21 protein-coding genes and 1 pseudogene are annotated in these 21,074 nt (G+C 46.0%); 10 read left to right on the forward strand and 12 right to left on the reverse strand.

Annotated elements, in window-relative coordinates; all coding sequences use genetic code 11:
* Positions 1 to 214: 214 nt before the first annotated feature.
* Together OQ477_RS16030 and malK are read right to left on the reverse strand one after the other, a co-directional pair.
* Positions 215 to 922 (reverse strand): response regulator, encoded by a 708-nt coding sequence (locus tag OQ477_RS16030; RefSeq protein WP_029326021.1) that lies wholly within the window; start codon positions 920 to 922, stop codon positions 215 to 217.
* On the reverse strand, positions 915 to 2,516 hold the full coding sequence (gene malK, locus OQ477_RS16035) for a malate sensor histidine kinase MalK (protein ID WP_029326022.1): 1,602 nt from the start codon (positions 2,514 to 2,516) through the stop codon (positions 915 to 917). The genes OQ477_RS16030 and malK overlap by 8 nt, the downstream gene beginning before the upstream one ends.
* A 174-nt stretch (positions 2,517 to 2,690) precedes the next feature.
* Here malK and OQ477_RS16040 point away from each other — a divergent pair, with 174 nt between their 5' ends.
* Positions 2,691 to 3,248 (forward strand): YufK family protein, encoded by a 558-nt coding sequence (locus tag OQ477_RS16040; RefSeq protein ID WP_007408662.1) that lies wholly within the window; start codon positions 2,691 to 2,693, stop codon positions 3,246 to 3,248.
* A gap of 14 nt (positions 3,249 to 3,262) precedes the next feature.
* Here OQ477_RS16040 and OQ477_RS16045 read toward each other — a convergent pair whose 3' ends face one another.
* The 3 genes from OQ477_RS16045 to OQ477_RS16055 all read right to left on the reverse strand — a co-directional run bounded on the left by OQ477_RS16045 (position 3,263) and on the right by OQ477_RS16055 (position 6,906).
* Positions 3,263 to 3,676, reverse strand: coding sequence for a thiol-disulfide oxidoreductase DCC family protein (locus tag OQ477_RS16045; protein ID WP_014305710.1), 414 nt, complete (start codon positions 3,674 to 3,676; stop codon positions 3,263 to 3,265).
* 21 nt (positions 3,677 to 3,697) lie between these two features.
* Entirely contained in the window at positions 3,698 to 5,572 is a 1,875-nt protein-coding gene (locus tag OQ477_RS16050; RefSeq protein WP_012118304.1) for a transglycosylase domain-containing protein, read from the reverse strand.
* Positions 5,573 to 5,661: 89 nt separating this feature from the next.
* Complete coding sequence (locus tag OQ477_RS16055) at positions 5,662 to 6,906, reverse strand: multidrug efflux MFS transporter (RefSeq protein WP_076983608.1); 1,245 nt, start codon at positions 6,904 to 6,906, stop codon at positions 5,662 to 5,664.
* Positions 6,907 to 7,057: 151 nt separating this feature from the next.
* On the opposite strand from OQ477_RS16055, the gene kapD reads away from it, so the two are divergent.
* The gene (gene kapD, locus OQ477_RS16060; RefSeq protein WP_003152084.1) at positions 7,058 to 7,675 is read left to right on the forward strand and encodes a 3'-5' exonuclease KapD; all 618 of its coding nucleotides are present in this window, start codon (positions 7,058 to 7,060) and stop codon (positions 7,673 to 7,675) included.
* Positions 7,676 to 7,699: 24 nt separating this feature from the next.
* Here kapD and OQ477_RS16065 read toward each other — a convergent pair whose 3' ends face one another.
* From OQ477_RS16065 to OQ477_RS16075, 3 genes and pseudogenes are all read right to left on the reverse strand, one after another.
* Positions 7,700 to 8,086, reverse strand: a complete 387-nt coding sequence (locus tag OQ477_RS16065) for a kinase-associated lipoprotein B (protein WP_015240473.1) — start codon at positions 8,084 to 8,086, stop codon at positions 7,700 to 7,702.
* Between the two features lie 47 nt (positions 8,087 to 8,133).
* A complete protein-coding gene (locus OQ477_RS16070) occupies positions 8,134 to 9,417 on the reverse strand; it encodes a sensor histidine kinase (protein WP_265973160.1) in 1,284 nt (427 codons plus the stop codon).
* Between the two features lie 122 nt (positions 9,418 to 9,539).
* Positions 9,540 to 10,703 (reverse strand): annotated as a pseudogene (locus OQ477_RS16075) (MalY/PatB family protein).
* A gap of 86 nt (positions 10,704 to 10,789) precedes the next feature.
* Between OQ477_RS16075 and OQ477_RS16080 the strand changes: the two are divergent.
* Positions 10,790 to 11,050, forward strand: a complete 261-nt coding sequence (locus OQ477_RS16080) for a DUF1871 family protein (protein WP_182071950.1) — start codon at positions 10,790 to 10,792, stop codon at positions 11,048 to 11,050.
* Positions 11,051 to 11,074: 24 nt separating this feature from the next.
* Here OQ477_RS16080 and OQ477_RS16085 read toward each other — a convergent pair whose 3' ends face one another.
* The gene (locus tag OQ477_RS16085; RefSeq protein ID WP_265973161.1) at positions 11,075 to 11,896 is read right to left on the reverse strand and encodes an alpha/beta fold hydrolase; all 822 of its coding nucleotides are present in this window, start codon (positions 11,894 to 11,896) and stop codon (positions 11,075 to 11,077) included.
* Positions 11,897 to 12,048: 152 nt separating this feature from the next.
* Between OQ477_RS16085 and OQ477_RS16090 the strand changes: the two genes are divergently transcribed.
* From OQ477_RS16090 to yugI, 3 genes are all read left to right on the forward strand, one after another.
* On the forward strand, positions 12,049 to 12,549 hold the full coding sequence (locus tag OQ477_RS16090) for an Lrp/AsnC family transcriptional regulator (protein ID WP_003152098.1): 501 nt from the start codon (positions 12,049 to 12,051) through the stop codon (positions 12,547 to 12,549).
* Positions 12,550 to 13,719 (forward strand): aminotransferase, encoded by a 1,170-nt coding sequence (locus OQ477_RS16095; protein WP_029973792.1) that lies wholly within the window; start codon positions 12,550 to 12,552, stop codon positions 13,717 to 13,719.
* Positions 13,720 to 13,915: 196 nt separating this feature from the next.
* Complete coding sequence (yugI, locus tag OQ477_RS16100; RefSeq protein WP_007408653.1) at positions 13,916 to 14,308, forward strand: S1 domain-containing post-transcriptional regulator GSP13; 393 nt, start codon at positions 13,916 to 13,918, stop codon at positions 14,306 to 14,308.
* Positions 14,309 to 14,359: 51 nt separating this feature from the next.
* On the opposite strand, the gene OQ477_RS16105 is transcribed toward yugI, so the two are convergent.
* Positions 14,360 to 14,596: a DUF378 domain-containing protein gene (locus OQ477_RS16105; RefSeq protein ID WP_003152104.1), complete on the reverse strand. Its 237-nt coding sequence runs from the start codon at positions 14,594 to 14,596 to the stop codon at positions 14,360 to 14,362.
* A 230-nt stretch (positions 14,597 to 14,826) separates the two neighbouring features.
* Here OQ477_RS16105 and OQ477_RS16110 point away from each other — a divergent pair, with 230 nt between their 5' ends.
* Both OQ477_RS16110 and OQ477_RS16115 read left to right on the forward strand, forming a co-directional pair.
* Positions 14,827 to 15,990, forward strand: coding sequence for an iron-containing alcohol dehydrogenase (locus OQ477_RS16110; protein ID WP_265973162.1), 1,164 nt, complete (start codon positions 14,827 to 14,829; stop codon positions 15,988 to 15,990).
* An 86-nt stretch (positions 15,991 to 16,076) separates the two neighbouring features.
* Positions 16,077 to 17,249, forward strand: coding sequence for an iron-containing alcohol dehydrogenase (locus OQ477_RS16115; RefSeq protein ID WP_265973163.1), 1,173 nt, complete (start codon positions 16,077 to 16,079; stop codon positions 17,247 to 17,249).
* Between the two features lie 307 nt (positions 17,250 to 17,556).
* Here OQ477_RS16115 and ycaC read toward each other — a convergent pair whose 3' ends face one another.
* The gene (gene ycaC / locus OQ477_RS16120) at positions 17,557 to 18,201 is read right to left on the reverse strand and encodes an isochorismate family cysteine hydrolase YcaC (RefSeq protein ID WP_265973165.1); all 645 of its coding nucleotides are present in this window, start codon (positions 18,199 to 18,201) and stop codon (positions 17,557 to 17,559) included.
* Positions 18,202 to 18,325: 124 nt separating this feature from the next.
* The gene (locus OQ477_RS16125; protein WP_045208727.1) at positions 18,326 to 18,892 is read right to left on the reverse strand and encodes an NADPH-dependent FMN reductase; all 567 of its coding nucleotides are present in this window, start codon (positions 18,890 to 18,892) and stop codon (positions 18,326 to 18,328) included.
* A 390-nt stretch (positions 18,893 to 19,282) separates the two neighbouring features.
* Between OQ477_RS16125 and OQ477_RS16130 the strand changes: the two genes are divergently transcribed.
* Both OQ477_RS16130 and OQ477_RS16135 read left to right on the forward strand, forming a co-directional pair.
* Positions 19,283 to 20,635, forward strand: coding sequence for a glucose-6-phosphate isomerase (locus OQ477_RS16130; RefSeq protein WP_265973166.1), 1,353 nt, complete (start codon positions 19,283 to 19,285; stop codon positions 20,633 to 20,635).
* A gap of 21 nt (positions 20,636 to 20,656) precedes the next feature.
* On the forward strand, positions 20,657 to 21,055 hold the full coding sequence (locus OQ477_RS16135; protein WP_323054515.1) for a transporter: 399 nt from the start codon (positions 20,657 to 20,659) through the stop codon (positions 21,053 to 21,055).
* Positions 21,056 to 21,074 lie beyond the last annotated feature (19 nt).

The following is a 21,074-nucleotide window of genomic DNA, read 5'->3' on the forward strand; positions in this document are numbered from 1 at the left end:
AATTTATCATTTTACCCGCCATAAATAAATAGAAATTTGCTTATTTTTTAAAAAATATCAATTTTATGAATCGGCTTCCTCATCTGGTTAAAACAGAGGAGGATCAGCCGGGTCATTATCCTTATATAGCATACAAAAAAGGAATCTCAAGCCTTTTGTCACGGGATATGACAGTAAAAAAGCACCGTTCACAGCGGAACGGCGCTTTTTGACATTATAAATATTGTTTGATGCTGCTGACATTGCCTGTGTTGATATGGTATTGAAAGACGGGCCTTCCGATTGTGCCGTACGCCATCTCTACATTCAGCACTTGAATGTCTTCCAGAAATTTAAGGTACTTCCGGATGGAGACTTGCGAGATCTCAGTATGCTTGGCGAGATCTTCCGTAGTAAAAGAACTGTCGCCGAAAGACTCAATGCTCGCCCAGATGAGTTTAAGCGTGCTCTTTGTCAATCCCTTCGGAAGGTGAACCTTTTCCGCCGCTTCTTTCTTTTGAAAAAGCTCGGCATCCAATTCTTTCTGTGTCATGCTTCTGTGTGATTGATAAACTTTCTGCTTGCGTCTGTAGTCGGAAAGAGCGGTTTGAAAGCGGTCAAATTCAAATGGTTTGATTAAATAATCGACGGCGCCGTACCGAAGCGTTTTTTTAATGACGTCCAGCTCGCTTGCGGCCGAAATGACGATGACATCAACCGATTCATTCTGCTTGCGGATTTCCGTTAAAAGCTCAAGCCCGTTTTTTCCCGGCATGTAAATGTCAAGAAGGATGAGATCGATATGATGCTCGCTCAGCACGTGCAGCGCGCTTTGAAAGGATGATGCGATCCCTTTCAGCTGAAATCCTTCAATCTGGCTGAGATAGCGCTTATTTAATTCACCCACCATGGGGTCGTCTTCAACTATGAGTACATTAATCATCATTTTCCTCCTTCGGTTCATACGGAATGCGAAGACTGAAAGTCGTTCCTTCATTCTTTTCACTTGTCACAATCATATGGCCTTTTAAATTTTCTGTTGCCTGCTGGGTGAAATAGAGGCCGAACCCCCGGTTTGTCCCTTTCGTGGAATAACCTTGTTCAAAAATACGGGCTTGGTCTGCCGCAGACATTCCGGCTCCCGTGTCCGTAATCTCTATATCAAGCTGGCGATCCTGAAACCGCATCGAGCACGTAATATTTTTTTTCGGCATCTGCGCCACTGCGTCGAGCGCGTTGTTTAACAGGTTTCCGATAATCGTAATGAGCTCATGGATGACGGCCGGATCCGCCGCATTCGGGATCAGGCTGCCGAGCTGAATGTCCAGATCAGCACCCTGTTCGCGTATGTAGCTTTGTTTTCCTAGAAGAAACCCTGCGAGAACCGGACTTTTGACATCACTTATAATCTCGCTTGTTTCCGTCTTCTGCTGAATGGCAATGTCTTTAATATAAGTGCCGAGATCATCGTATTCTTTTAACTGGACAAGCCCTAAAATGACATGAAGCTTATTCATGAATTCATGAGACTGGGCTCTTAATGCGTTTGCATACATTTTAACACCGGACAGCTGTTCTGCTAAATGTTTGACCTCCGTTTTGTCCCTGAACGTGGCGATCGCTCCGACGGTTTGTCCTTTCAGATGGATCGGAACCTCATTAAAGACCAGCTCAAGTCCGTTAATGCGGATATCCCTGTCCTGAAGCGGTTTTTTCGTTTCAATCACCTGTTTCAGCCGGCTTTTCGGGAGAATATCGTTCACATCTTGATCGACCGGATTAGTCGGAATACCCATTTTAATAAAAAGCCGTTTCGCCTCTGCATTGGCGAGTTTTATTTTTCCCCGCGCGTCAACCGCCAGAATGCCTTCCTTCGTTGATTCGAGCATGGCGCTCCGCTCTTCCAGGAGGGTGGCGATTTCATAAGGCTCAAGACCGTACATAATGTTTTTGACGGTGCGGGCGACAATGACGGCTCCGATGACGCCGACAAAAATACTTACGCAGATGATGAAATAAAGCGGTCTCAAACTGTGGCTGACGACATCCTGTATTTTGTTAAGCGAAATTCCGACCGAAACGACGCCCACTTGTTTTTTATCTTTTCCATAGATCGGTACGAAGGCTCTCATGGATTTTCCGAGCGTTCCCGCTGATGTGCTCGTTTTGATATGGCCGTGCATCGCCGGCTGTTCATCTCCGCCGGTGAATTTCTTCCCGATTTTATTTGCGTCGGGGTGGGTGAGGCGGATGCTGTTCATATCCATCACCACGACAAATTCGGTTCCTGTCGTATGCTGGACGTCTAATGTATAATCCCGGAGCTCTTTCAGCCCTTTTCTTGTTTGCAATGCCTGCGCGACACTCGGTGTTTCCGCGACCAGCTTTGCGGTGCGCAGCGCGGTTGTCCGTTCTTCTTCTTTCACGCGGTCTGCTGTTTGGACGCTGATCGTGAAAAAGGTGATACAAAGTGCGATAAGGACGACAATACAGACGAATATCGTTAATCGGGTTTGCAATTTTAATGTTTTTTTCATAACAGCCTTCCTTACGTTTATCATTCCCGCGTTCTACTTTACTCCGAAAAAGCCGGTTTGTGAAGATCAGGCCCTTATTTCGTAAAAGTGAGGAAAAATGGTATTTTTTATCTTGTCAATGTGTTTTAAGTCCTCCATAATAAGTGAGGTAGATTACAGAAAGGGACTTTTTATATGAAAAATACTTATTGGACGGGTTATTTTCCGCTCGTTGCGATTCTGCTTTTTAGTTCGTCATTATCCATTTCTACCTCGCTTTATGTCATGAAAATACTTCAGACGCTCGGCATGTATCAGGGGATGCTGGATTATTTCTCTGAGAAAGGGATCAGACTGGCGCTTTTTGCAGCGTTCGCCCTTGTGTATTTTATGCTTTTTTCGGCTTTGAAGCTGATTGCAAACACAGTGACAGAGCTGTCTCTTTTGTTTTTCACAAATGACCCTGAGGGGGACAATCTGAAAAAAATCAGATTAGGCTCTTTAATTTATGTAGGCGGAGGAATTCTTTCCTTTGCGCTCGTGCAGAATGGTTTTTGGATTGCGGCGTTATTTGCCGTTGTTACGCTCGTTTATTTGATTTTCATGGTGTACAGAATCTATTCGACACTCTCTATCGTTTCGCTGATCGGTTTTATATTGCTTGAAATTCTGTTTTGGTTTACTTTTGTTATCGGTATTTTGTACATCTTTATCAAGCTTTATAATAGCATAATGGCTAGCTTACCTGTGTAAGCTAGCCATTTTTGTTAAGACAGAAATCTATTTTTGATCTCAGGGGAGGGGAGCATGCATGCTTCCCTTTTTCCGAACCATTTGTAACGGCGCCGGGCGATGAAAGAATAGGCTCTGTCCCTGAGGGGGCGGGGCACTGCGAAAAAAACCGCTGACAGCCGCCAGGCTCCGCGGAGATGACGGGAAACCTTTAACACGGCTGCGGATTTTTTGTATATCCGCCCGTTTTCGATAAAAATCATGCTGTCAAATTGTTCTGTCGGAAGTCCTTCTGATGCCAAAAGCTCCCGGGCGGTATCTGATTGCAATGAAGCAAATGAGATTTTGCCGGCCGGATCGCGTTTAATGATGAATTGAACGGCGCCGCTGCATAAGTTGCAGACGCCGTCAAACAAAAGTACGCGGTCCGGAAGCTGAGCTGGTTTCAAAGCGGATCCCCTCCGTTATCTTTAATAAGCTGCCTGCAGCGTGTTTTTCCAGATCGAAAGCTGAGGGCTTGCGTCATGAAGATATTCGACGCTTGACGGTGTATCCTTGCCGACCCATACCCCCATCGTATAAGCGTCCGTCAGACCGACAAACCACATATCGTGATAGTCATTTGACGTTCCTGATTTTCCGCCGACGTACGGAGCTTTAAAGTTCGCTTTTTTTCCTGTACCGCTTTTGACGACGGCTTTCATCATTTCTTTGATCTGCATGTTGGTCCGCACGCTGAATACCTGCGTCGGCTCATCTTTCCATTTTAATATCGTTTTTCCTTTTAAATCAGTCACTTTTGTAATCGCGTGACTCGGCGTATAAACGCCGTTGTTGCCGAACGTGGTGTACGCATTGGTCATTTCAAGCGGCGTCATGCCGTTTGTAAAACCGCCAAGCGCCGCGGGCAGACGGTAATCCGCGCTGACCAGCTTCGCGAAATGAAACGGTTCAAGGTAGCTGAACGCCTTATTGACGCCGACGCGGTCCATGATTCTGATGGCCGGTGTGTTGTACGAGTATTTAAACGCCGTTTCCAGCGTGACCGTACCGTACGTGCGGTTATTGTAGTTCTGCGGGCAGTAATCCGCACTGCAGAATTTGCTTGCGTCAATCTTGCTGTGTGGCGTTGCGCCGGTCTTTTCAATGTAAGGTCCGTAATCAAGCAGCGGCTTAATGGAAGAACCGGGCTGTCTGTATGCTTGATAGGCGCGGTTGAAATCATATTTATGATAATCTTTCCCGCCTGAAAGCGCGATAATCTGATGTGTCTGATGATTAATCACGGCCGCTCCGCCCTGGACGCCTGCATACGGCAGATTTTGATTCACTTGGGCGACGACCTGGTTTTGCATATACGGATTCAGCGCCGTATAAATCTTCACGCCGTCTTTTAACAATGTGCTGACTCTGTCTGAAAGCTCACTCTGTATTTTTTGTTTCGCCTTTCCGGAAGCTTTTTCAAGACGTTTGTCATAGCCTTCAGATGATGAAACAAGCTGTGTGAATTCATCATTTACATAGGAAACATAGTCAGGATATTTATTTGTTTTTTCGTTTATATCAAGCTTGATCTTTTCCTTTTCGGCTTTTTTCAGCTGTTTCCCGGATATAACGCCTGCTTTTTTTAATCCGTTAAGCAATCTGACTTGTCGTTTTTTCGTATAATCAAAATGCTTGAGAGGATCATATAATGTAGGGTTATTAGGGATGGCGCAGATAAAGGCCATCTCTCCCAAAGTGAGAGATTTCAGCGGCTTGCTGAAATAAAATTGTGCCGCCGAACCGACACCGTATACGCCGTTATTAAAATAAATCGTATTTAAGTAGCCTTCTAAAATCTCATCTTTGCTGTATTTTTTCTCAAGCTGATAGGAATAGGCCAGCTCCGTCAGTTTTCGGCTGAAGGTGCGTTCATGGCTTAAATACACATTCCTTGCCAGCTGCTGGGTGATGGTGCTGGCGCCCTGGTCAATTTTATGATCTTTGAAATTGGAGGCGGCCGCCCTGACCATCCCCATAAAGTCAAACCCTTTATGCTCATAAAAATGACGGTCTTCAGAGGTTAAAAACAGTTGTTTTACCTCATTCGGTATTTTATTAAAGGGCACGATCACGCGGTTCTCATGATCGCTGACAATCTCAGAAACAAGGCTTCCGTCCCTGTCATACATGTAACTGTTTTGAACCAGGTTGATCGCTTTTAAATCAATATGTTTATCGAGCACCTGATCAAAAGGCTTGATTTGTTTTACCTCTTTGCCGGAAGCAATAACTGTAAATGCACACAACGGGATAATGCCGAGCAGCAAAATCCATCCGATTATTTTACGTACCATGGTCACTCTCTTTTCTCCTGATTTCTAGCCATATCGTATCATTCTTTTAAGAATACGAGAAGGTTAAATTTAGAAGAAATCGTGATCGCTGCCGGTCAGCCCGCATTTGACGCTGTATCCTTTTGCAGATGTCCCGCCATCCATAAAAGCCCCGCGCCTATTAAAAAGAGAAAGGCGGTGACGTAGAAAACAGCCGAAATGGAAAAACCGCTTGAGACCGCACCTCCGAGCAGAGGGCCGAGCACATTTCCGAGAAAACGAAAGCTGACGTTATAGCCGAGCACCTCTCCCTGGATGCTGCCCGGCGCCCTGACGCGGATCGCGGCCGTAATGCAGGGGAGCGTGCCGCCCATGACCATGCCGAACAGAAATCTGAAGACTAACAGAATGGAGAGGGAGGAGGCGAGCGCCTGCGGAATGAAAAACACCGCTGAGGCAATCAAAAGCACGATTAAGATCCGGCTGTGGCCGAAGCGGTCGCCGAAGTCCCCCCATTTCCGGGCAAGCAATAAGCTTCCGAGTCCGGTCGCTGAAAACGCCATTCCGGAGAAAAAAGCTAAATTAACAGGTCCGTGCAGCTCATTGACATATAAAGCGAGCAGCGGCTGAATACTGAAATTGCCGGTCTGCACGATCATAGTAAGCACCATCATCGCCCAAAGCGCGGGCTGGTGAAAAATATAAGAGAGCACCTGTTTTCTGGAGTAGGTTTTCCGCTTATTTTGTTTCTCGCCGAGCGGCTGCTCATTCACCTGAAATAAAACGAGAAGCACAGAAGCGAAAATGACAAAAGACGTAATAAAAAATGTGTACGTAAACCCGAAGCTGTCAGCGAGCAGCCCGCCCAGCATCGGTCCGAATAAAGTGCCTGACACCTGACCCATCTGCAGGGTGCCGAGCGTTTTCCCGGCAGTCTCTTTCGGCGTCTGCGCCGAAATCATGGCAAGCGATGTCGGAACAAAGCCTGTTACTAGACCCATAAGCAGCCGCAGGACAAACAGCTGATAAACGGATGTCACAAACCCCATCAATAAAATGCTGACGGCAATGCCGGTTCCTGTAATCAAGAGAATTTTTTTGTAGCCGCGCTTATCGCCGAATCTGCCCCAAAACGGGGAAATCACAAACGCCATTAAAAACGTGACGCCGAACACATACCCGCTCCATCTCTGCACATACCCGCCCGAATGGGGGCTGATCGTTTCGATATATAACGAAAGAAACGGAACAATCATGGTCATGCTGGCGGAAATAAAGAAATTTGTAATCCAAATGACGACGAAGTTCTTCTTACGGACAGAAATAACATCACCTTCTTTACTTTTCGTGTGTCTAATCATAAGTATATAGGAATGAATCCGGTATTTGTATTTTCGATGCGGATATAGGAAAATTCATTATTTTTAGAAAATGAAGAAAGTTTCAGAGGGGAAACTGATATACTATCATAAAATATCATTTTTGATCGGAGGAAAGGCAGGTGTAAAAAAAGTGGATCAGCGCAGTCTGCTCATTATTGATTTTGAATTTACAATGCCTGACGGAAAATACAGCCCGCAAAATTTCTTTCCCGAAATTATTGAAGCGGGAATTGTCAAGACGGTGAATGATGAAGTGACTGAAACGTTTTCGAGTTATATCAAACCGAAAAAATTTCCGAAGCTGACGAAACGATGCAAAACCTTTCTGAACATCACCCAAAAAGACGTGGACGGCGGAATCACGTTTAATGAATTCATCCGCAAATTAAATGAGCTTGATCCTGATAAAAACTGCACGATCGTCACCTGGGGCAATATGGATATGAAAGTGTTAAAGCAAAATTGCATGTTTAACCACATCCCTTTTCCGTTCAAAGGAGAACTTAGGGATCTGTCCCTTGAATACAAAAACTTCTTCGGCGACAGAACATTGACCGGCCTTTGGAAAGCGGCAGAAGAGTATGGCGATAAAGGGACGGGCACCCATCATAAAGCGCTGGATGATGCGCGGACGACATACAAATTATTCAAGCTTGTCGAGCGGGATAAACAATATCTTGAAAAACCGAAACCTCCGACGATCGGTGATCGCGTCGATCTGACTGAACTGTTTCGCCGGGCCACATAAAAAAACCCAATCATGCCGACTGGGTCAAGTTCTTTTAAAATAGTCACGCTCTAACGCGGCCAAGTTGTCGAGCGAACGTTCCGCCCATTCTGAGCCGTCCGCTGTAAGCTGATCTTTCAGCCGGGCAGACGCCGCTTGTAAGGAAGCCGTATAATCAGGCACCTCGCCATCAAACGGTTTGACCATCTGATGCGGTATGTTTGTCTGTTCCCCGAATGCAAGCGCTCTTCTTTCATGAAAAAACGGAACATCCGCCTGCTTCGGATGATGGAGGTCTCCTTGAGCGGGATGCGTCAGAACGGCTTTAATTTTCACTAAATAGTGATTGGGCCTGACGTCTGTCACTTCCCCTATGTATGCTCCTGTTTTATAAAACCCTTTTACGATTGTGCCGATTTCAAACGTATTCATAGCGTTCACCTCTCTCTAGTTATTCTATAAAAGATCAACGCGGTTGGCTAGTGAACAGCTGCCGGAAGCCTGACTGAGGCCGTTGTGCCCGAGTGCTCGCCGCTGGTGAAATAGACGGAGCCTTCATGATGCTGAATAATCGAGAATGTCACGGTAAGCCCGAGCCCGGTGCCGTTCGTTTTCAGCGTATAATACGGTTTGCCGAGTTTCTGCAGTTCTTCATCGGACATGCCGATTCCGTTATCCGTAATCTGAATGAGAATCATCTCTTCCTGTTTTTGGACGGAGACCTCGATTCGGCCGTTTTCAGAGGGCACGGCTTCAATACTGTTTTTAATCAGATTAATGAAGGCCTGTTTCAGTTTTTTTACATCGCCGCACACATATAAATCAGGCTCGCTTTGAACAGTCACGGTCACCGATTTAAAATGGGCATAAGACTCCATTAAGGAACCTGTTTCCTTTACGAGCAGAGAAATATCAAACTTTTCTTTTTCATAGTCATCCTGCTTCGCCATATCGAGATAATTCGTAATGATCGTCTGAGCCCGGTCGAGTTCGGACAGCACAAGTTTCTGATATCCGGAGTGGGATTTGTCCTGAAGCTGCTCGCCGCTGAACAGCAGCTGCACAAAACCTCTGACGACCGTAAGCGGATTGCGGACTTCATGGGCGACGCTTGCCGCAAGTTCGCTGACGACGGCCATTTTTTCTGAGTGAATCAGCCTTGCCCGCATGGATGCATTCTCATCAATGATCTCAATCAAATAAATGCACAGCAAAAGGGCGCTGACTTGAAAAAAAACAGATACTGCCGCCTCATAGTAAACGGAAGGTGGATTTTGAAAATTGAAAATATTGGTCGCGGAATAGATGAAGACAGATGCGGTTAATAAGGCGGTTTCAGTGCAGCCGATGAGAAGAGCGAAAAACAGTTTCTTCCGCTTTGAAAAAAAAGGCCATTTCGTTTGGAGCTGGATAGGGATGATGATTAAAAAAGGAATTAAGGATAAGAAAAAAAGAGCGGAAGGTTCAAACCATATGAGCTGAAAAAAAACGGATGCCGCCCCTGCGGCAAGTCCTGCGGCGGTACCGGAATAAAGCAGGCAGACGATAATGGGAATCAGCTGCAAACCGTAACGGACGGAATGAAGCTCCTCGATGGGAAAAGCCGTACATAATAAGGAAGATGACGCTGCAAATACGGCGACCAGCAGGCGGTTCGCTCTCGGCACAAGCAAATCAGGCTTGCTGAGCCAGAAGACTTGATAAAGAAAAATAGGGAATAAAATAAAAGAGAAGTGAAGCAGGTAATCCTTTACAATCTCCATTTATGCGAAATCCTTTCCTATGTAAATATGAATCTATTATAACATCTTTACCGGAAAAAAAAGTATATATTTCTCTAAAGCGAACGCCCTTATCTCATCTGATAAAGGCGTTCTTTCCGCTGCTAAGCGAGCGCTGCTTTCATTCTCTCAAGCCCTTCTTTTACGGCGGCGGCTGAACAGCCGACATTAAGTCTCATAAATCCTTCGCCGCCCGGTCCGTATTTTGTTCTCGGCTCTAATATGATTTTCCCTTTTTTGAGCATTCTTTCTTTGAGCTCGGCATCCGAAAATCCGTATTCGCTGAAATCCATCCAGATCAAATAGGAAGCGTCAGGCTTCATCATGCGGACTTTCGGCAATTCTTTTCTTAAAAAGTCCTCAGCCAATTTCATATTCCCTTCAATGTAAGGAATCAGCGCGTCAAGCCAAGGGCCTCCCTTTGTATAGGCCGCTTCGATTGCTGCAACCGCAAATGTGTTGAGGCTGGAAATCCCGTTCTGATGCAATGCGGCGGAGAATTTCGCCCGCTTATACCGATCGGGAATGATAATGGCGGATGCCTGAATGCCGGCAATATTAAACGTCTTGCTCGGCGCGACACAAGTAACGGAAATCCGCGCAAACTCCTCAGACAGAGAAGCGAAAGGCGTATGCGGCTTTCCGTACAGCATCAAGTCGGAATGTATCTCGTCAGAAACGACGGTGACGTTATGGGCGGCGCACAGCGATCCGAGCTTCATAAGCTCATCCCGGCTCCACGCTCTGCCGGACGGATTGTGGGGATTACAAAGAATCATCAGCTTGACCTCAGAATCGCTCAGCTTTTTCTCAAGATCCTCAAAATCCATGCAGTAGACGCCGTTTTCTTCCCGTAATGGGTTATGTAAAACCTGCCGTTTGTTTTCCTTGATCATCTGATAAAAAGGCGTATACACCGGTGATTGAATCAACACCGGATCGCCCGGTTCGGTAAAGGCTTGTACGGCCATGCTGATTGCCGTGACAACACCGGAACTGAACGCGATGCTTGCGGGATCGGGCCGGTAGCCGTGCCGCGTCTCAAGCCATGAAGCGACGGCTTCTCTTGTGTTTTCGTCAGGAGACGTGTAACCGAATATGCCGTGGTCAAGGCGGGCTTTTAAGGCGTCAGTGACCGCTTCGGGAGCGCGGAAATCCATATCGGCAACTCACATCGGAAGCGCATCCGATACGCCGAATAACGCTTCCGCCTTGTCCCATTTCACCGATTGTGTGCCAAGACGGTTTTCTCGAAGATCAAAGTTCATGTATGTCACTCCTGTAGTATCATTATTTTGCACAGCGTATCTATGATAAAATAGAATTGCAAACTTTATTATAAGCGGTGATGAAAATGGAAGAAAGCCAAGCGGTCATGGCAATGATGAAAATCATTGCCAAGTGGGACCCGTTTAAATATGGAGAAGATTTTTATGAGACAGAAGCTGTCGACATCGTTCAGGCCGTCTACAGTGAAGACCGTGCCGACAAGCTGGCAGCAGCCATTCAGGATATCTTTGAAGCTTCATTTGAGCAAAAGCTTCCGATCGAAGGCTGCCAAAAGGCCGCCGAGCAGCTTCTGTCCATAAAAGAAAGCAGCTCCTGCACCCCTTAAAAACCGGCGGTTCCGCCGGTTTTCTTATTGAATAAATTCAAAAATCCGCTCCGAAACAAACTCCGGGCGCTCTTCGGGTACGAGGTGCCCCGTATCCTTGAGTGAATACAGAATGGAATCCGGCAGGTCGTCATGAAGCCGTTTTCCGACTGAGACCGGAACGACACGGTCTTCTTCTCCCCAGATTAAAAGAGCGGGGTTTTGCACTTTCTTCAAATCCTCGGGCTCTAAATCGCCCTCCCTGTGTCTGATAAACCTTGTCATCGCTTTGAAAATCTGGCGGTCTGTAAATGGTTTTTCGTAACCGTCAATCATTTCCTGATCGATAAGCGTCCGGTCGTGAACGACATTTAACAGGTTGTTCAGCACGCCGTCTTTTGAAAGCCAATACTTAAGATACAGGTCAAAACAAGGGAGATGCGTCCCGAATATAATCGACGGGTGCGAGCGCTTTAAATACCCCGAGCTGCACAGCAGGATGATTTTAGAAAAAAGCTCGGGTCTGAGAAGAGACGCGGATAAGGAAATCTGGCCGCCCATTGAATGGCCGATGAGTGCGGCCCGGCTGATACCGAGCTTTTCCAGAAGTCCGATCAGAAGCTTGGCGAGGTTTGCGTAAGTATATACGAATGTCCGTGACTTTTCCGATTGCCCGAAAGGAGGCAGGTCAACGGCGATAATATCATAATGGTTTCTGAGCAGCGGGATCAGTTTTCTGAAGCTGAATGCCGAAGATAAAAAACCGTGTACGCAGACGAGTGTCTGTCTGCCGGGATTTTCATAATGCTCGTAATACAGCTCAACTCCGTCTATCGCGGCCCGTTTAATCGGTGAAACAGCTTCCATGAGAGCCTTCGCCGTCCTTTCTTTGTTGTAATGTAAAGGCTTTTTTGATTGTCAGATTTTAGCTCTGGTTTCTTTCGGGTTTTTCTTAGCATTTGTCGAAAATCGTGATATAATGTCATGAAGATTTTTGATAATGCAAAGGTGTGAAACGTATGAAGCTGACCGAAAAAGAAACAGAAATATTAGAAATTTTAGACGAAAACAGCCGCGTTGATGCGGAAACGATTGCGAAAATGGCAAACATTCCCGCTGAAGAAGTCAAAAGCATCATTGAAAAGCTTGAAAAGGAAAAAGTCATCATTGATTATGCGGCGATGATCGACTGGCGCAAAGTCGACGGTTTGGAAGGCGTCACGGCGATGATTGACGTAAAAGTCACTCCGAAACGAAATGTCGGCTTTGATGAAGTCGCTGAGCGGATATACAGATTCCAGGAAGTTGAATCAGTGTACCTGATGTCAGGGGTGTATGACTTATCCGTCGTTATTCGCGGCAATACGATGTCAGACGTGGCAAGCTTCGTGTCTGAAAAATTGTCCACCCTTGAGTCTGTCGTTTCCACGACAACGCACTTCATCCTGAAAAAATATAAGCATGACGGCAAAGTCTTTGAAAGCGGAGACGATGACAAAAGAATCGTGGTGTCTCCGTAAATGGAAACGAAGACTTCTTATTTATCTGACTACGTGCAGCAGATTAAACCGTCAGGCATCCGCAAGTTCTTTGATCTGGCCGCTACGATGGAAGGCGTCATTTCACTGGGAGTGGGAGAGCCTGACTTTGTGACAGCCTGGAACGTGAGGGAAGCGAGTATTCTTTCTTTAGAACAGGGGTATACGGCTTATACGGCAAATGCGGGTCTTTATGAACTGAGAGAAGAAATCAGCCGCTACTTAGATCAGCGGTTCGGCCTGAGTTATTCGCCTGACAGTGAACTGATCGTTACTGTAGGGGCAAGCCAGGCGCTTGATCTCGCTGTCCGCGCCATTATGAATCCTGGAGAGGAAATGTTAATTCCCGAACCATGTTTTGTCGCATATGAATCACTCGTGACGCTGACGGGGGCGAAGCCGGTGCCGATTCAGACTGTCGCTGCAAAAGGTTTCAAAGCATCCCCAGCCGATTTTGAAGCGGCCCTGACGGACAAGACAAAAGCGCTGCTTCTATGCTCGCCGTCAAATCCGACAGGTTCTGTCTATTCGAAAGAAGAGCTTGAATCCATCGCTGCTTTCGCTGAAAAACACGACTTGATCGTGCTTGCCGATGAAATTTATGCCGAGCTGACGTATGATGAGCCATTCACGAGCATGGGGGCCATCCGCGGCATGAAGGAACGCACGGTTCTCATTTCCGGCTTCTCCAAAGCATTTGCCATGACGGGATGGAGACTCGGATTTACGGCGGCGCCTCCCGTAATCAGGGATGCGATGCTCAAAATTCATCAGCACGCGATGATGTGCGCGCCTTCCATGGCACAATACGCGGCGCTTGAAGGGCTGAAAAACGGCCAGGAAGACGTCGAAAGAATGAAGAAAAGCTATCGGAGACGCCGAAACCTGATTGTGGAGACATTGAACGAAATCGGACTCGGCTGCCACCACCCCGGCGGAGCGTTTTACGCCTTTCCTTCCATTCAGTCGACCGGCATGAGTTCAGAAGAATTCGCGGAACAGCTGCTCATTGAAGAAAAAGTAGCCGTCGTTCCGGGGAATGTATTCGGCCCGAGCGGCGAAGGCTACATCAGATGTTCCTATGCGACATCCATTGAGCAGATTCAGGAAGCGCTCGTCAGAATCAAACGGTTTGTTGAAAAAAGGGCATAAAAAAAGACACGAACCCGGTTCGCATCCAAATAAAAGGGGGGAATACTAGAAAGCCTTCGTAATCATAGTATACCCCCATTTTTCTGTGCTTAAACATGATCATGTAAAAAAGTTCTCTTTGCGAAAAACAAACTTGTATGATATAATTTTAAATTGCGTATAATCTGTATTTAATTTAACTTAGGAGTTGTTATGAATGGCAGCAAAATTTGAAGTGGGCAGTGTTTACACTGGTAAAGTAACAGGATTACAAGCGTATGGTGCGTTTGTTGCATTAGATGAAGAAACTCAAGGACTTGTTCACATTTCTGAAGTCACTCACGGTTTCGTAAAAGACATTAACGAGCACCTTTCAATCGGTGACGAAGTACAAGTAAAAGTACTTGCGGTTGACGAAGAAAAAGGCAAAATCAGCCTTTCTATCCGTGCGACTCAAGCGGCGCCTGAAAGAAAAGAAAGCAAACCAAGAAAACCGAAAGCGGCTCAAGCTTCTGAAGAAACATCTGCTCCGCAAGGTTTCAACACATTGAAAGATAAGCTTGAAGAGTGGATTGAACAGTCCAACCGCAAAGACCTTATCAAAAAATAATCATCAAAAAAAGCACCGGATATGTATGTTCGGTGCTTTTTTTATGTTTGTTTATCTGACTTCCGGATTTGCCGCTTCCTCGCGGGATGTTTCTTCGTTCGGCTTAAACAGCAGGCCGAGATTGATCAGACCGGCGATGCCGACAAGACCGTAAATAATCCGCGACAGAGCTGATCCTTGGCCGCCGAAGATGGCTGCTACTAAATCAAATTGGAAAAATCCGATCAGTCCCCAGTTAATAGCGCCGATAATCGTTAATACGAGACAGATACGCTGAATAACACTCATGTAAACAACCTCCTCTATGAATTCGTGAAACAGTTATAGATTGTGACAAAGCAAAGAATCTATGCATACTACATTCTCCGCCGTGTAAATCACACACTGTCTCAAGCTGTACAAGTGCCTTTCCCGCGAAGCCGCTGCCTGTAAACCGTGTGATGTGCCGTCAAAAAAGCGGATTGCTTTACATTGAACGTCAACTTTCTGCATAATATAAATCCAAAGGAGGAGATGTCATGCAAAACTTTACATATTGGAATCCGACCAAATTGATTTTCGGAAAGGGAGAGGTCGAAAAACTTCCTGAAGAAATCAAGCCGTACGGAAAGAACGTACTGCTCGTATACGGGGGCGGCAGCATTAAGCGCAGCGGTCTTTATGATCAAGTAACCGAACTGCTGAAAAAAGCAGGAGTTACCGTACATGAATTGGCAGGCGTAGAGCCGAATCCGCGTGTCTCAACGGTGAACAAGGGTGTTGCGCTCTGTAAAGAAAACAGCATCGATTTCTTATTGGCCGTCGGCGGCGGAAGTGTCATTGACTGCACGAAAGCCATCGCGGCGGGCGCTAAATATGACGGCGACGCGTGGGATATCGTCACGAAAAAACACCAGCCGAAAGAAGCGCTGCCGTTCGGAACAGTGCTGACCCTTGCGGCAACCGGTTCAGAGATGAACTCCGGATCAGTCATCACAAACTGGGAGACACAAGAGAAATACGGATGGGGGAGCCCGCTCGTTTACCCTAAATTCTCTATTCTCGATCCGGTAAACACATTTACCGTTCCGAAAGACCACACCATTTACGGCATGGTCGATATGATGAGCCATGTGTTTGAACAATATTTCCACCACACGTCAAACACGCCGTATCAGGACCGGATGTGTGAATCGCTTCTGCGCACGGTGATTGAAACAGCGCCGAAGCTGATCGATGATCTGGAGAACTACGAGCTTCGTGAGACGATTTTATATACAGGCACGATCGCATTAAACGGAATGCTGTCAATGGGCGCAAGAGGGGATTGGGCCACACACAACATCGAGCATGCGGTATCAGCGGTTTACGATATACCGCACGCCGGAGGTTTAGCGATTCTGTTCCCGAACTGGATGAGACATGTGCTCAAAGAAAATCCGGCCCGCTTTAAACAGCTTGCCGTCCGTGTCTTTGATATTGACGAGACAGGCAAATCAGATGAAGAGATCGCACTTGAAGGAATCAGCAAGCTGTCTGATTTCTGGACGAGCCTCGGCGCTCCGAACAGACTCGCTGATTATGATATTTCTGATGAGAAGCTGGATACGATTGCAGATAAAGCGATGGCAAACGGAGCATTCGGACAGTTCAAGTCACTGCAGAAAGAAGACGTGCTTGCGATACTGAAAGCATCATTGTAATAACATAAGGGGGGCGGCCGGATTGGCAGCTCCTTTTTTTCTGTGTTATAGTAATTCCCTTACGATTTTTTTGGAGGTCATGATAAATGGAGAACTTTACGTACTACAATCCGACGAAACTGATTTTCGGAAAAGGTCAAATCGACCAATTGAAAAAAGAGCTGAAGCAATACGGGAAAAACGTGCTGCTTGTATACGGAGGCGGCAGCATTAAGCGAAACGGCCTGTATGACCAAGTAACAGGCATCTTAAAAGAAGAAGGCGCAACCGTTCATGAGCTTGCGGGCGTTGAACCGAACCCGCGTCTGGAAACGGTAAATAAAGGAATTGAGCTGTGCAGACAGCATGAGATTGATTTCCTTCTCGCAGTCGGCGGCGGAAGTGTCATTGACTGTACAAAAGCGATTGCGGCCGGTGCGAAATATGACGGTGACGCATGGGACATTTACAGCAAAAAAGTAACGGCGCAGGACGCGCTCCCGTTCGGCACGGTGCTGACGCTTGCGGCGACAGGCTCTGAAATGAACCCTGATTCCGTTATCACAAATTGGGAAACAAACGAAAAATTCGTATGGGGCAGCAATGTCACTCATCCGCGTTTCTCCATTTTAGATCCTGAGAATACTTTCAGCGTTCCGGAAAACCAAACCGTATACGGCATGGTGGATATGATGAGCCACGTATTTGAACAATACTTCCACAATGTTGAAAACACGCCGCTTCAGGACAGAATGTGTTTTGCGGTCCTTCAGACGGTAATTGAAACAGCGCCGAAACTTTTGGAAGACCTTGAGAACTATAAGCACCGTGAAACGATTTTATACGCGGGTACGATCGCATTAAACGGCACGCTGCAAATGGGCTATTTCGGCGATTGGGCTTCCCATACGATGGAGCACGCCGTATCAGCGGTTTATGACATCCCTCACGCGGGAGGACTTGCGATTCTGTTCCCGAACTGGATGAGATACACGCTTGATACAAATGTAGGCCGTTTTAAAAACCTCATGCTCAACATGTTTGACATTGATACTGAAGGCAAAACGGATAAAGAAATTGCGCTTGAAGGGATCGATAAATTGTCCGCGTTCTGGACAAGCCTCGGCGCACCGTCCCGCCTTGCGGATTATGACATCGGTGAAGACAAGCTTGAGCTGATCGCAGACATCGCCGCAAAAGAAATGGAATACGGCGGATTCGGCAATTTCCAAAAACTGAACAAAGATGACGTACTTGCCATCTTAAAGGCGTCACTGTAAGATACATTCCCGCCCGGGGTGAAGATGAAATAGATTTTCAAGCTGCAGATGTAACCGTTTTGGGAGTCCCTCTTTCCAGACTTTCATTAGTGCATCAAGAGCAAGTGAAACACCCCTTGCCATGAGACAACTATGGAAATCTCACATGATGCGGATTTGACTCCCTGTTTCTGTACATTTAGCAGAAAAGGATCAATTAACTTTGCGATGCCGATCATCTATTTACACAAAATCTAAATCATGAAGATGAAGAGCCTTGCTATACTTCGAATTTAAAAAAGGGGCGCTGATTCAATCAGCGCTCCTTTTATGCATTTTGTGTACTAAGGTCCCGCTGAGCCCCCATATAGCTTCCCATTAAGTTTTGATAACCGGGAAGATGACTGGAGATTAATGCGCCAAAACCTTCAACATCGTTGCGCCAATCACGCTGAAGCTCGCATGCTACGCTGAACCAGTTCATAAGCTGCGCGCCGCCATGAGCCATACGCGTTAATGATGCATCTGCTACTTGCTTATTAAACGTCCCCGAAGCATCTGTCACAACAAACACTTCGTAGCCTGCTTTAATGGCAGAAAGCGCAGGAAAAGCAACGCAGACGTCTGTTACCACCCCCGCGATAATCAGCTGTTTTTTGCCAGTTGCTTCAATGGCTTTAACAAAGTCTTCATTGTCCCATGCATTAATTTGTCCGGGACGGGCTATTTTTGGCGCATCAGGAAAGAGATCAACGAGTTCTTGCATGAGCGGTCCGTTGGGTCCATTTTCAAAACTCGTTGTTAAAATAACCGGTAAATCAAAGAATTTAGCTGTATCACCGAGAGCCAATACATTGTTTTTAAATTCATCAACGCCATAGTCACGCACGAGACCGGAAATAAGGCCTGTTTGATGGTCAACTAAAAGCACGGTAGCATGATCTTTTGAAAGACGGGAATAAAGATCAGACATTTTATAATCCTCCTTGAATTAAGGCAAGTAAGTTTGTGAATTGAAAACGGTGAATCATTCATATGCTGTATTTGATAGAAAGCTATTTCTGAGGTGACTTTTCGTGAGGGTGATGATCCTTCAATTAATCTGGAACGGGAACCGGAGCATGATCAATCCAATGGATGAACTGTTGTAAATAGCGTTGAAGATAACGTTTTGTTTGTTCATCCGTAAGTATGTTTTGAGCGGAATCAATTTTCTCATGGACTTGCGAAATCAGCATTTTTTGAAATGGCAAAACATTGACTTGCATAGCTTCGAGTACTTCTCTCAATTGCGTTTGACCAAAGGCAGTACCGAACCCTCCGGGGGTTGCTCCGATTAAGCCAACCGGTTTTCTGTTTAAAACAGAAGAGGTCCGCGGTCTCGATGCCCAGTCCAATGCATTTTTTAATACCCCCGGAATTCCGGAATTGTACTCTGGACTTACAATGATGACGCCGTCAACGTCTTGTATATCAGCTCTAAAGGATGTTACGGAGTCTGGTGCTCCGGAAATTTCTAAATCTTCGTTAAAAAAAGGAAGACTGTCTATTTCAACCCAGCGAAATTGAGCCGCATTATCGAAGTCAATCAATGATTGAGCAATCGCTCGATTATACGAGTTTTTTCGTAAACTTCCGCAAATAAGACCAATGGTTTTAGTCATAAAATCACCTCCCGGTATAAACTTTCATCTTACGATACCCCAAATATAGACACTATTTTTAAAAATGGACATTTATGCCTTAATATGCCTGTGCGGCAGCCTCTCAAGAGGAGTACTATATAAAAAGAACCGGCCCATCGGGATTAGCGATGGATGTCATCCTGCTCCAAAGTAAAGGTGATACGTTCCTGGATCACCAACATTCGATTCGTTATCCCTCTCACAGTTAATACAAATATAACCATCTCGAATCCGGGATATTGTATAAAAAATGAACGCATCTTTAGCGCAAATCCCGTATTCATCCGCCCTTCTTCATGACTTGATTTAGCGGGTGAGTTCATATAAAGTGAAAGAGAAAACAATTCACCGTGATGGAGGGACAAGCAAATGACGCATGTACGCTTTGATTACTCAAGAGCGTTACCTTTTTTCAATGAACATGAACTTACATACGCACGTGATTTCGTAAAAACGGCACACCATAATATCCATGAAAAAACAGGCGCCGGAAGCGACTTTTTAGGATGGGTGGACCTCCCCGAAAACTACGATAAAGAAGAATTCGCGCGCATTAAAAAAAGCGCTGAAAAAATTAAATCAGATTCAGACGTGCTTCTCGTCGTGGGTATCGGCGGTTCATACTTAGGCGCCCGCGCGGCGATCGAAGCGCTCAATCATTCTTTCTATAATGTTCTGCCGAAAGACAAGCGCAAAAACCCTCAAGTTATCTTTATCGGCAACAATATCAGCTCAACTTATATGAAAGATGTTATGGATCTTTTGGAAGACGCTGATTTCTCTATCAATGTCATTTCTAAATCAGGCACGACGACGGAACCTGCAATCGCTTTCCGGATTTTCCGCAAACTTCTTGAAGAAAAATACGGAAAAGAAGAAGCGAAAGCGCGGATTTACGCGACGACAGATAAAGAGCGCGGCGCTTTAAAAACGCTTTCTAATGAAGAAGGCTTCGAATCATTCGTTATTCCTGATGATGTCGGCGGACGTTTCTCCGTTCTGACTGCGGTAGGTCTTCTGCCGATTGCGGTAAGCGGGGCTGATATCGATGAAATGATGAAAGGCGCTCTTGATGCAAGCAAAGACTTTTCCAGCTCGGAATTAGAAGAGAACGCGGCTTACCAATACGCCGTCGTCCGCAACGTTCTGTATAATAAAGGAAGAACTGTTGAAATGCTCATCAACTATGAGCCTGCGCTGCAATACTTTGCGGAATGGTGGAAGCAGCTCTTCGGCGAAAGTGAAGGAAAAGATGAAAAAGGCATCTATCCTTCTTCCGCTAACTTCTCAACAGACCTTCACTCTCTCGGTCAATACGTGCAGGAAGGCAGACGCGATCTGTTTGAAACTGTATTAAACGTTGAAAAACCGAAGCATGAGCTGACAATTGAAGAAGCGGAAACTGATCTCGACGGCTTAAATTACTTAGCCGGCAAAACGGTCGATTTCGTCAATAAAAAAGCGTTCGAAGGCACGATGCTTGCCCATACAGACGGAAAAGTGCCGAACTTAATTGTCAATATTCCGGAGCTTAATGCATATACATTTGGATATCTCGTCTATTTCTTTGAAAAAGCGGTGGCCATGAGCGGTTATCTGCTCGGAGTCAACCCGTTTGATCAGCCGGGTGTTGAAGCCTATAAGGTGAATATGTTCGCGCTTCTCGGCAAACCGGGCTTTGAAGAGAAAAAAGCAGAGCTTGAAAAACGTCTTGAAAAATAAAAAAAAGGGCTGGCCCTCAGCATGATGGGTCAGCCTTTTTTAAACCGTGAAAGGTGTGATGATGAATTGATGCGGCTCTTATGTAAGCATGCCGTCATTTCCGTCTGTTCCGCCGCTATTGTCTATTCGGCACTAAAACTGTCTCCAGAATCCCTCTTACAAACCATCCTGTTTTTCGCTTTCCCTCTCGGCTTGTTTACGGACATGGTCCGGCTGAAACTGAAGATTGGCCGGATGCATACGCTGATCACGAAGTGCTGTCTCTATGCCGCCGTTTTCTATATTTCAACGGAAGCCGCTCTCTCCGCAATTGTGACGTATGTTCTGATTGAATGCGCCGTTACCTCTTTTCAGCGTCTGTCTGCCGCTCCCGATTCTTCCCTGACGCCGTATGAAGATACCGCAGAGCGGGGACGCTAAAGACAAAAAGGAGCATATG

It is taken from the genome of Bacillus sp. ChL18 (assembly GCF_026241425.1).
GTDB classification, from domain to species: domain Bacteria; phylum Bacillota; class Bacilli; order Bacillales; family Bacillaceae; genus Bacillus; species Bacillus velezensis.